The 12,635-nt window shown below is 32.8% G+C and carries 8 protein-coding genes; 7 read left to right on the top strand and 1 reads right to left on the bottom strand.

Going from position 1 to position 12,635, the window contains the following annotated elements; all coding sequences use genetic code 11:
- Positions 1–12 precede the first annotated feature (12 nt).
- On the bottom strand, positions 13–1,290 hold the full coding sequence (locus DET63_RS05930) for a glycosyltransferase family 39 protein (RefSeq protein ID WP_113936140.1): 1,278 nt from the start codon (positions 1,288–1,290) through the stop codon (positions 13–15).
- Between the two features lie 225 nt (positions 1,291–1,515).
- On the opposite strand from DET63_RS05930, the gene DET63_RS05925 reads away from it, so the two are divergent.
- The 7 genes from DET63_RS05925 (at position 1,516) to DET63_RS05895 (ending at position 12,612) form a co-directional block, all read left to right on the top strand.
- On the top strand, positions 1,516–2,496 hold the full coding sequence (locus DET63_RS05925; RefSeq protein WP_113936139.1) for a glycosyltransferase family 2 protein: 981 nt from the start codon (positions 1,516–1,518) through the stop codon (positions 2,494–2,496).
- A 92-nt stretch (positions 2,497–2,588) separates the two neighbouring features.
- Entirely contained in the window at positions 2,589–4,004 is a 1,416-nt protein-coding gene (locus tag DET63_RS05920; protein WP_113936138.1) for an oligosaccharide flippase family protein, read from the top strand.
- A gap of 346 nt (positions 4,005–4,350) precedes the next feature.
- The gene (locus DET63_RS05915; RefSeq protein WP_113936137.1) at positions 4,351–7,029 is read left to right on the top strand and encodes a YfhO family protein; all 2,679 of its coding nucleotides are present in this window, start codon (positions 4,351–4,353) and stop codon (positions 7,027–7,029) included.
- Positions 7,030–7,113: 84 nt separating this feature from the next.
- Positions 7,114–8,052, top strand: a complete 939-nt coding sequence (locus DET63_RS05910) for a glycosyltransferase family 2 protein (RefSeq protein ID WP_000175832.1) — start codon at positions 7,114–7,116, stop codon at positions 8,050–8,052.
- Positions 8,053–8,220: 168 nt separating this feature from the next.
- Positions 8,221–9,774 carry an ABC-F family ATP-binding cassette domain-containing protein gene (locus tag DET63_RS05905; RefSeq protein WP_113936136.1) on the top strand — a complete coding sequence of 518 codons (1,554 nt, stop codon included), beginning with the start codon at positions 8,221–8,223 and terminating at the stop codon, positions 9,772–9,774.
- A gap of 213 nt (positions 9,775–9,987) precedes the next feature.
- Positions 9,988–11,382 (top strand): MBOAT family O-acyltransferase, encoded by a 1,395-nt coding sequence (locus DET63_RS05900; RefSeq protein WP_113936135.1) that lies wholly within the window; start codon positions 9,988–9,990, stop codon positions 11,380–11,382.
- 12 nt (positions 11,383–11,394) lie between these two features.
- The gene (locus tag DET63_RS05895) at positions 11,395–12,612 is read left to right on the top strand and encodes an alginate O-acetyltransferase AlgX-related protein (RefSeq protein WP_113936134.1); all 1,218 of its coding nucleotides are present in this window, start codon (positions 11,395–11,397) and stop codon (positions 12,610–12,612) included.
- Positions 12,613–12,635 lie beyond the last annotated feature (23 nt).

The following is a 12,635-nucleotide window of genomic DNA, read 5'->3' as shown; positions in this document are numbered from 1 at the left end:
TTTCGTTTCAAACTATTTGTTTCTAATTAATAGTTTACTAATTTTCATAACCGTTGCCACGGTCCCTACTCCAATTATAATAAATAAGAATGGGATTAATGGTAATGCATATCTTTCATATGCAGCATAAAAGCATGTTAAAGCTGTTTGCAGTAAAAGGATTGACCATAAAAATGTAGTCTCTCTCCACCTTTTTAAAAGGAAGATAAATGAAAGTATTGTACATATTAAGAACATCGTCTTAATAAAATTATGTATTTCATTCATATCCTTTGCAGAAACATTGAATACTTCAATATTATGCTCTATAGAATAATACGGTTTTTTCCACATAATTTCTGGCTTCAAGATTAAATAACTCTCTATCATGGAGGTCTTATCTGTTTTCCACCATTCTTTCATTTTATCTTTCGCTATTTTTTCTTCTAATTCCATAAATTCATGTGCTTCCAGGTTAGGGTATTTTGCGTGTAATTCTATTTCAAGTGTTGCCATATCCTTACCTTCTGGATAGCCTTTCCCTTGATACGTTCCAAGTAATAACGGATTCCCTGCCCCAGCAGTTAGTGGAATAAATTTATCAAATTGAATGTAATTGCGGGCCCACCATGGTCCAAGTACGATAAGTCCTATTCCTATACTTATAATCGCTTGCTTCATCATAACGCGGAATGGATAGCGCTTCATTAAGAGATATATAAATAATGGTATTGGATATAAAGCAACTTGTACGCGTAAGTACAATGCTAAAAAGTAGAAAATTAATACAATTAGAAAATGTTTCGTTTTATGAGTATCAGCTAATTTTAAGCTAAAATATAATAATCCCAATGAAAAGAATAAAAACGGTCCTTCTGTTAAAGTTAAATTTTCCATAACAATCTCTGGAGGATACACAGCTAATAAGAAAGCACCTATTAATCCTGCGGCGGGATTCAATAAATAAGTACCAATCTTATAAGTTAGTAAAATACTAAGTACCCCTAATAGGATAATAATTAATTTAGCTACAAAAAGGCCTTCATTACCATTTCCAAAAAAGTAAAATACAGTAGCTAAAAATGCTGGAAAACCTGGCATAATATGAATAGTTGGTTTATCCGGCTCATGATATGTTAACATTCCTGTTTCCAATAAAATGGTTGCCGTTTTTTGATAACCTATATCATCGCTAGCTATAGTCAAATCTGCACCATGTGTTTGCAAAGTTGCAAAACGAAGCGCGAAACCGACTATCATAATAATCCCTAAAAGGATTACATTAGATTTGCGAGTAAATCGCCTTAACATCTCATCTTCTCCCTTCAAATACATAATTTTCAAATTATGTTTCTATATTTTTACAAGACAATACATTCTATAATAAATACTTTTTATACAAAGTACAATAATAGAAAGTTGATTTACAAAGTTTATATGCGTTAAACTGATACAGATGTTCTTGTAATCTTCTTCCTTTCAAAAGGCTTGTATATATGGTGCAAGACATAAAAAATTTGAGGAGATAAAAATTCTATGATGGAACAAAAACAACTTGTTTCTGTTGTCATACCCCTGTATAACACAGAAAAATATATTGAAGAAACGATGCAGTCAATACTGGATCAAACATATAAAAACATTGAAATTGTAATTGTAGATGATGGAAGTAAAGATCAATCAGCTTCTATCGTAAAAAATCTTGCAGAAAAATATCCGGGTCAAGTAAAATACGTTCACCAAAAAAACCAAGGTGTTTCAGTAGCTCGTAATACAGGGATTGAAAATGCTAGCGGAGAATACGTCGCTTTCCTTGATAGTGACGACTTATGGCATCCAACTAAAATTGAGAAACAAATCGAGAGTATGCATAAAAACAACATGGACGCGTGCTATTGTGGTTATATGAATTTCTACGAAGAAACAGGCGAAAAGGTTGATCATACAACAAACTTTATTAAAGGTGATATGGCAAAAGCATTCTTAACACACCAAGTTGTTGCTCAAACAAGTACTTGGGTTTTCAAACGCTCTATCGCAATGAATCATAATATCCGTTTTACACCAGAATGTAGCTGGGGAGAAGACTTGGAGTTTTTATTTAAATTAATGAGCGTAACAAACGTATGCTATGTAGATGAATATTTGACATATTATCGAATTTTATCAGAAGGAAATCTTTCTTCAAAGTATAAAGATTATGAATTAAAGACAGCAAAAGAATTAGAAGTATTTAATCGAATGAAGGATTGGGTTCATAATAAGTCAAAAGACTTAATCGTGAATGATTCTACAGAACTTCTTGAAATTCTTGAAACTTATCTATTCCCATATACAGTCATTAATAACGCTTGTATATACATTAAGGGCAACTCTAAATTAGATAAATCACAAGTTCAACTAATCAAAAGCGATATCAATAAATATTGTCGCAAAATTTATTCGAAAAATGGAAAACGAAGCAAGAAATTATACGCAATGCTTTGGTTTGTACGAATCAAATTTCTGTTTTCTTAAATAAAAATAAGCTTCTAAACATTCTTTCCGTAAACAAATCAAATTTATAAATAGGACAACGTGCGTCCTAAGGAATAGAAAGGTTTTGTTCCATGAAAAATAATAAAATTCTTAAAAACGCCTCCTACCTCTTTGTAGGAAATATCACCGTTCGATTTGTACTAGCTATCGCAACGATTCTCTTTGCAAGATATGTTTCACCAAGTGACTATGGGATGTTTACGATTGCATTAGCAGTTTCCGCTGTTATTTGTTATTTCACAGATGCAGGTTTGACACATACGTTTATGCGTGAAGGAACAAGAGACAGCGCTAACATTAGCGTATTAATAAGTAGTTATTTACGTATTCGTTTAGTGTTAGCTATCGTAATTTCTGTGCTCTTCGCTATTTTCGCTCAGTTCTTCTATACCGATGCGTACTTACGTGCCATGGTATATTGGGTTGTACTGCCAACCATGTTTGGAGCAACTTTACAAGGGGTTGGAATGGCTTATTTCCAAGTAACAGAACGTATGCAATTTACAGCAATTATTTCTGTACTACAAGGTGTAACAGCAGCAGCTGCGCTTCTACTAGGAATGGCATTTGAATGGTCACTTATGATGGTCGCTGCCATGTACGGAATATCTAGCCTTGTAACAGGAGTCATTGCCTTTATAATGACCATCCGCTATACAACAATTCATAAGGGCTGGGACAAAGGTATTTTAGATCAACTGCTTATTTTCACAATCAATGGCATTATCATTATGCTTTTACCGCAGTTAGGTCCTATTATATTAGAAAAAGTTTCAACGCATGAGCAAGTTGGATTCTTTGGAACTGCCTATAAAATACCTGCCGTACTTTATCAAATACCTGGTGTCATTGCAGCAGCCTTCTATCCAAAATTGTTTGCGTTTGGAAATGAAAAGAATATTGATGAACATAAAAAACTGTCTGAATTCGAATTAAAACTGATGTCCTTCTTAGGAATGGGGATCTCCATTCCATTTATCGCTGATCCAAGCTTTTGGATTGTTACTTTATTAGGGGGAGAATACGCACCAGCTAGTGATGCTCTTGCAATCTTAGCCTTTATGGTTATTTTACAATCTATCAACTATCCACTTGCTGATAATTTAACAACTATTGGTCAACAGTGGAAGCGTGCGACAACGATGGGAATTGGATTAGCTGTCGCTATCGTAAGTTACATCGCATTAGGCAGCCAATTTGGAATGATGGGAGCTGCAGCAGCTGCGATCATTACCGAGATTACATTATTAATCGGATTTACTTTATTCGTTCGTAAAGGTTTTTCATTACTATTCAAAGGAATAATATTTAATAGCCTAGCGTTTATAATCAGTTACGCAATATACCGCACGGCATTAATTAACTTACCACCACTAATAGCTTTAACACTTACTGGTATATTGTACGGTATTATCGGTCTTGCCATTGACCCACAAATACGTGGATTGATTTTAGGATTTATAAATAAAAAGCTGGCTCGAAAATAAATAAAAATAAAAACTTCAAATTTAATTTGAAGTTTTTATTTTACCTTCTTCATTTAGAATGAGCCCTGTTTTCAATCCATATCTTAAATTGACTTGCCTTTCTGGAATGATTATACTTGGAAACGAACAGCCCTAGATGTACAACACCTAGTATTAAAGCAATTCGCAGTTAATCTTCTATACAAACATTAACTCGTTACACCATAAATTACACAACAGAAAACTTTATTACTACCGTTAAAAATCGTCGATTCGTCCATAGTTTTTCTTCATTATAAAACAATATCTAGATATGGAGAATACGGATTAAATCTTAATAATTGTATTGGGGAGGCTTATTCATTTAATGACTTCAGAGGGAAATAAAAGAACATTTTTTACTAAAAGCACACTTATTATCATTCCATTATTAATAATATGTGCATTTGCTTTTCATTACTTTTTCTTAAAATCAGACAATGTATTTTCTAGTACGGGAGATGCATTATCACAATTCAGCTTCTTTACATTCCTTTTACAACATGCATTTAAAGATGGGAATTTATTTTGGTCTTGGGATTATGGCTTAGGTGGAGATTTATTCGGGGAATTTAGTTATTACTATAGTACAGCACCATTTTTCTGGCTTACGCTTCTACTTCCTAAACTAAATTTTGACCAAATCTTTGAGATGAAGCTATATATGAGTATTTTAAAAAGTACATTAGCGATGTTATTCATGTATGGTTCTTTACGTTATCATAATAAAACTATTTTTTCTTCTTTCATTTCTGCCATTATATATGGAGGATGTGTGACTTTTATTCGCCATTCTTTATTATGGGATTTCATGGCAGATGCTATAGTGTTTTTACCTTTAGTAATATGGGGATTAGATAAATATATTTTAGAGCGAAAAAAGGGATTATTCCTGTTTGCAACAGCACTTATGCTTGCATCAAATTTCTATTTCGCTTTCATTACTAGTATTTTCATCTATATTTATGCCTTTTTCCAATATTTTGCTACACAGCAGAATAAAACAATTAAAACATTTATAACTTATTATATTAGAATTGCTTTCCTATATTCTTTATCACTAGGTTTAGCCGCTGTTTGCTTTATACCATCTGTAAATGGAGTATTTAGTTCAGATCGACTAGCTACAAAATTTACTATTCCATTATTTTTTGAAGATACGTTTTATAAAAACTTAATGGAAAGTATCTTTTTCATTAATAATACAGAGGATTATCAGCTCGCATTCCCAGTTTTCATCCTCTTCCTTATTACAAGTGCGCTTCTAATACGCAATAAACTTGTCACAAATAAGTTACTCTTTACTGGGTTTATGTTAGTTCTATATATGCTTCCATATACGTATTCCGTATTTAATGGCTTTTCCGCTATGCAATACAGATGGTTTTACTTATTTGCATTTGTAGTTGCGCAAACTGCCGCCTACGTTTTAGATTGGATGCTACTTAACAAAAAGAAGGTCAACCCTTTAATAGGTCCTTTGCTAGCAACAGCACTATTTATTTACGCATTCTATAGAAAAGTAAATATAAACGGACAACCACTAGAAACAATAGATAAAATTTTAATTGGTACTACTGTTTTATCTATTATTACAATATTACTATGGCGCTATTTATCAAAAGCAGTCTTACAATCTTTCATTATATTGAATGTACTGGTCAATGTAATATGTATTAATTACATCTATTCAGATACAGCTCTTAGTAAACACTTTAATCAAGCAGGCGCAACAAAAGAATCATTACATGGTCCAGGTCTCGATAATAAGGATGAAATTGACGCAATTCGTTATATACAAAATCAAGATAAAGATTTTTATCGAATTATCAATCCAAACAATAATTATAAGAATACGCCGATGCTGCAAGGTTATCATGGTACAAGTACTTATCAAAGCTTAGTCAATCTTGATGTTCATGACTTTATGAAAAATAAGTACAATGTTTTCCAAGGATATGATAGTCCATCTATGTTCTTCCAGTTAGATAAACGACTATTCCTTGAGAACATGCTAGGGGTAAAATATTATGTATTAAGTGAAGGTGCTAATAAAACTGATATTCCGTATGCTTATAAATATTTACAACAAGTAGGTCCTTACAACATTTATAAAAACGAATTTGCACTGCCATTAGGCTATGTATACGAAGCTGGAATAAGTGATGAAGAATTTTCAAAACTTAATTTTGCTGAGAGAGATCAACTTTTATTAGATGCTGTAGTTGTAGATAATGTTGGAAGTCTTCCGTTAAAACAATTTAATACAAAACAGCTAGATTCAAAACAAATTAAGATTAATCCAAATAAAATTAAGTGGGAAAATATAGATAAAGAGAAAGATATACTCACTGTTCATGAAAATGGGCGTATAATAGTACCTGTTGATAATACCGATATGTTAGGTGATCTCCTTGTTGAAATTAAAATTAGAAATATAAATAAGGAATCATTTGGGGTTACTGTGAATGACAAATCTATGATAAAAGGTAATGAAGATGGAGCTTATGCTTACCCGTTAGAAAGATTTGTTTACAATTTAGGAAAAGATGCGAAGCCAACTGAGCTAATCATTTCGATCCCTACTCCTGGTCAATATGAGTTGAAAGACTTACAAGTCAACAGTACCAACTATAAAACTGTCCCGAAAAAAGTGAATACTTTAAAAGAAAATAGCCTACAAAATATTTACTATAAAGGTAACTACTTAAAAGGTAATATTAATTCTACTAAAGATGGATTACTATATTTATCTGTACCGTATAGTAAAGGATGGTCAATACAGGTTGACGGTAAAGAAACTGAGTTTACGAAGGCTAATTCTTCCTTTATTGGTGTTCCTATTTCAAAAGGGCAGCATGTAGTTGAAATGAAATACGTCACACCTTATTTCAAAATGGGTCTCGTTATTTCTATCATTTCATTTATCATTTGTATCTCGCTTCTAGTTCTTGGAGATAAGGATCGATATAAAAAATTTAAAAGTCGCTTTAAAAAAAGTTATTAAAATAAAGTGAAGTAAAAGTTGAAGATAATTGCTTCAATTTTTACTTCATGCCCATTTTAAAATTACACCTAAGGAGGTCCTAACATGACCCTTTCAATAGTAGTACCTTGTTATAATGAGGAGAAGGTACTCAGAGCCTTCTATTCAGAGACTTCTCTTGAAATTCATAAGCTAACTACTGATTATGAATTTGTTTTCGTCAATGATGGAAGTAAAGATAATACACTAGAAATTCTACGTGACCTAGCCGATTCAGACTCAAGTGTGCATTATATATCATTTAGTAGGAATTTTGGAAAAGAAGCTGCTATGCTTGCCGGTCTAAAGTACGCTACAGGCGACGCTGTGGTTATTATGGATGCTGATTTACAACATCCACCCGAACTAATAAAAGATATGTTAGACGGCTATAATAACGGCTATGATCAAGTAATTGCAAAGCGAACTAGAACGGGTGATTCACCAGTACGTTCTTTCGTTTCTAGCTTATATTATAAAGTCATGAATAAATTCGTTGATATTGAGCTAGTAGATGGCATCGGTGATTTTAGACTTTTAAGTAGAAGTGCAGTCGATTCACTACTATCTCTAACTGAATACAATCGTTTTTCAAAAGGTTTATTTTCTTGGATTGGTTTCAAAGAACAAATTATTGAATACGAAAATGTATTACGTTCTGACGGAGAAAGTAAATGGACTTTCTCTAAGTTATTAAATTACGGGATAGATGGTGTAATTTCGTTTAACAATAAACCATTGCGATTATCTATATACCTTGGATTATTAACAACGCTTTTAGCTGTTTTATATGTAATCACTACATTTATTCAAATTACCGTTAGCGGCGTCGATGTACCAGGATACTTTACATTAATTTCTGCCATATTATTTATCGGTGGTATTCAACTCATTTTCCTAGGGGTTATCGGTGAATACATCGGTCGTATTTATTATGAAACAAAGCGTAGACCACATTTCATTGTAGCAGAAAAAAAAGTTAGTAAAGTAAAACAAAAAGCTTAGTAAAAAAGTTACTTCTGTAAATAGAAGTAACTTTTTTACTATTATATTTCCAAAAAAAATTAACGCAAAATAATTCTTGAAAAAAGATACATTTTGAAAGGATAGCATTATACTCAATAATTTAGTATCATGATTCAAGGTACTATTTCAAGTTGGACGGAGGATACTATGAGCTTATTAACAGTAGAAAAACTAGGCCATACATTTGGCGATCGCACATTATTTAAAGATGTATCCATGCGTTTACTAGCAGGAGAACATGTCGGATTAGTCGGTGCAAACGGTGTTGGTAAATCAACATTTATGAATATTATTACTGGTCAACTTATCCATGATGAAGGCCGTGTAGAATGGACACCTGGTACAAATTACAGTTACTTAGACCAGCATACAATTTTAACACCTGGTCGCACAATTCGTGATGTATTAGCTGACGCGTTTTTACCTTTATTTGAAAAAGAAAAAGCTTTAAATGAAGTTGCAGAAAAAATGGGAACGGCAACACCGGAAGAATTAGAGGACCTTCTTGAGCAGATGGCGGAAATACAAGATGCTCTCGAAGCAGGTGGTTTCTATTTACTAGATATGAAAATTGAAGAGGCAGCAAGAGGTCTTGGAATTGATGCAATCGGTTTAGATCGTGATGTTTCAGCACTAAGTGGTGGGCAACGTACAAAAGTATTACTTGCAAAACTATTACTTGAGCAACCAGAAGTGTTATTACTCGATGAGCCTACTAACTATTTAGACGTTGAACATATTCATTGGTTAACGAATTATTTAAAAGAATATCCACATGCATTCTTATTAATTTCTCATGATACGGAATTTATGAATAAATGCGTTGATGTTATTTTCCATCTAGAATTTACAAAAATGACGCGCTATACAGCGACATACGAAAAATTCCTAGAGTTAGCCGAAATTAATAAAAATCAACATATAAATGCTTATGAAAAACAGAAAGAATTTATTAAAAAACAGGAAGACTTTATTGCAAAGAACAAAGCTCGTTATTCAACGACAGGTCGTGCAAAAAGTCGTCAAAAACAACTTGATCGCATGGAGCGTATTGATCGCCCGGAAACAGCAATTAAGCCAGAATTCTCATTTAAAGAGTGTCGTGCAAGTAGCCGTTTCGTCTTTGAAGGCGAAGATGTAGAAATTGGATATACACATCCATTACTACCAAAGCTATCAATGACAATTGAACGTGGTGAAAAAATTGCCATCGTTGGTTGTAATGGTGTTGGTAAATCAACATTACTAAAAACGATTTTAGGAAAAATTAAACCTTTAAGCGGCAAAACAAGTCTTGGTGACTTCTTAGAGCCTGCATACTTCGAGCAAGAAGTAAAAGCTGATAATATAACACCAATTGATGACGTTTGGAACACATTCCCTAGCATGGACCAACATCAGGTTCGTGCAATGTTAGCGAAATGTGGATTGAAAAATGAGCATATCTCTCGTCCGCTAAATCAATTAAGTGGTGGCGAACAAGCAAAAGTTCGTTTATGTAAGCTAATGGGTGAAGAAAGTAACTGGATCCTATTCGATGAGCCAACAAACCATCTTGATGTTACAGCAAAGGAAGAACTTCAAAAAGCTCTGAAAGCATATAAAGGGACAATCCTTCTTGTATGTCACGAACCAGAATTTTATGAAGGCTGGATCACAAAAACTTGGAATGTTGAAGAGTGGGCAGAAAAAAACAACTAAATTATTTAATGTCAGTAAAAAGAGTCGTTCCTAAAAGGTACTTAGGGACGGCCTTTTTTTATAAACAAAGATTCTTTTCTCTCTCACCACTTAAGAGAACTTCTCACAATATAAAGAAATTAAAAATGTAAATAATCTTCTAAATTTTATATTCTTACATTTAGAAGAAATTTTTGGTATTATTTAGATAAAATAGGAAAGGAATTAATTGAAATGGTATTTAGTAACCTTGTCTTTTTATGTTTATTTTTACCCGCCGTACTCTTAATTTATTATGCTGTACGCAAAGAACTACAAAATATAGTTTTATTATTTTTTAGTTTAGTATTTTATGCTTGGGGCGAACCCATCTATGTTTTCCTAATGCTGTTCTCTATCTTTGTTAACTATTGGTTTGGTATCTTGTTAGGGAATAGTCGCTTCACAAATGGGCAAAGAAAACTATTATTAACATTTGCAATTGTAATGAACACAGCTATTTTAGGGTATTTTAAATACGCAAACTTTTTAGTGGATAATATTAATTCTATCTTCCATACCAATATCATTCTTGAAAAAATACCTTTACCAATTGGTATTTCATTTTTCACGTTCCATGCGATGAGTTATATTATCGACATTTATAAGAAAAAAGTCGATGCTCAACGAAATATCTTTGATTTGGCTTTATACTTTACTGTATTTCCACAATTAGTAGCAGGACCAATTGTTCGTTACAATACAATCTCTCACCAATTACACCAGCGAACTGTTGATGCCGAAAAATTCTCTGAAGGAGTTCGCCGTTTTATTATTGGCTTGGGGAAAAAAGTTTTAATTGCTAACCAATTAGGTGCTATAGCCGATGAGATTTTCGCAATGAATCCTTCTGATATGAGTGTATCATTAGCTTGGATGGGAGCCATTGCCTATACACTACAAATTTACTTTGATTTTTCTGGGTATAGCGACATGGCAATTGGATTAGGAAAGATGTTTGGATTTGATTTTCTAGAAAACTTTAATTATCCATATATCTCAAAATCCATTTCTGAATTTTGGCGTCGTTGGCATATTTCGCTCGGTTCTTGGTTCCGCGATTATGTCTATATTCCTCTTGGAGGAAATCGCGTTACAACTTGGAAAGTTTATCGTAACCTCTTCATCGTATGGGGATTAACCGGTTTTTGGCATGGTGCCAGTTGGACCTTTATGATTTGGGGTATTTATTATGGCGTTCTAATTGCACTTGAAAAAGCAGGACTTGAAAACCTACTTCAAAAATTATGGAGTCCTCTCCAACATATTTACGTTATGTTTTTAGTTATTATTGGATGGGTATTTTTCCGCGCAGATAATTTCAGTTATTGCCTTGAATTTTTAAAATCCATGTTCGGATTTAACGGTCCGTTAACAGACATTAATAGTTATTTCTATATAATGAATTATTGGGGCATTTTCCTATTAGCTATTATTACTGCAGCGCCCGTATTTCCATGGTTACAAAAAGTGTTATCAACAAAAAGATTTGCTGTTTTATCGCCAATTTATTATTTAAGTATTTTAGTCATTGTTTTAGTATTCCTAACAAATGCAACTTATAATCCATTTATTTATTTCCGTTTTTAAAGGAGGTTCACTATGAAGAAATTTCAAAACCTCACTTTAATAATGGGGTTTCTTACAGTTATTTTTGGAGTGGGTATTTGGACAGCAAAAGTTATCCTTATAGATAAAAAGACATTTTCTGAATTTGAGAACAGAAACTTAGCAATTAGACCTGCTGTAAGTGCTTCCACTATAAAAACTGGAGAATTATTTAAAGGTATCGAAACACATTTTACAGATCATATTGGACCTAGAGATTTCTTTCTTGAAAGTTATATAAAGTTCCAACTGTCTATGAATCGAACATTCGTAAACAACATTCATGTTACAAACGATCAATTTATTTTTAATAGACCTAATATGGAAAATCATTTAAATGATGTTGATGCTGGGGTTCATGAATTAAATACTTTGAAAAAAGATTTTCCACAAACAGAATTTTATTTTTCTTTAGTTCCTAGTAAGCAAACAGCGTTACAATATAAGCTTCCCTCTTACCTAAATCTTGGGTACGAACAAATACTTAGGGATCACCTTGCTGAGAGATTGGCAGAAACTAAATTCCCTATTATTGATGTATTACCAATGTTTAAAGAAAGATTTACCAACAAAGAACTAGAACGAATGTATTTAACTACAGACCATCATTGGAATATGGAAGGTGCCTTTTATGCATATGAGGATACGATGAATTTTATTAATTCTCATTCAAACAAATATAAAGGACAACCAATAAAGAAAGATGACTACACCATTAACTGGGAAAAACCGAAAGGAAAGTTTGTTGGCAGCTGGAATAATCAATTGTACCGCTTAATTGATACTTCATCTGTACAAATTCCATATTTCCATTATAATTCGGGTGAATCTTGGGACGACTACACAGTTTACTATGGTGCTATTAAAGAGGATACTGCTAAGGAATCTATGACTCAGTTTTACGGAAAAGAAAAAGATATTCCGGCCCCTGGATATGCTAGTGTTTATCAAACGGATTTCCCTGAAATAAACATCATTAATGAAAAGGCAGACAACGATTTACACCTTGTTATCTTAAAAGATTCGTATGCTGATGCTACATATCCTTTATTTGCACGTAATTTTGCTAAAACAACTTTTATTGATCCTCGTTACACGCAAGGAAAAAATGTGAAACAGCAACTAGAAGAACAAAATGCAGATATTGTATTGTTTATATACAATGACACCAACGTTTATGGTGACATGTATAAATTTCAAAATGTAAAATAAAAACTTATTTTCAACTGTAATCA

It is taken from the genome of Bacillus sp. DB-2 (genome assembly GCF_003315125.1).
Taxonomy (GTDB): Bacteria; Bacillota; Bacilli; order Bacillales; family Bacillaceae_G; genus Bacillus_A; species Bacillus_A mycoides.
The sequence above is the reverse complement of the archived record's forward strand: the minus strand, read 5'-3'. Positions and strand labels throughout refer to the sequence as shown.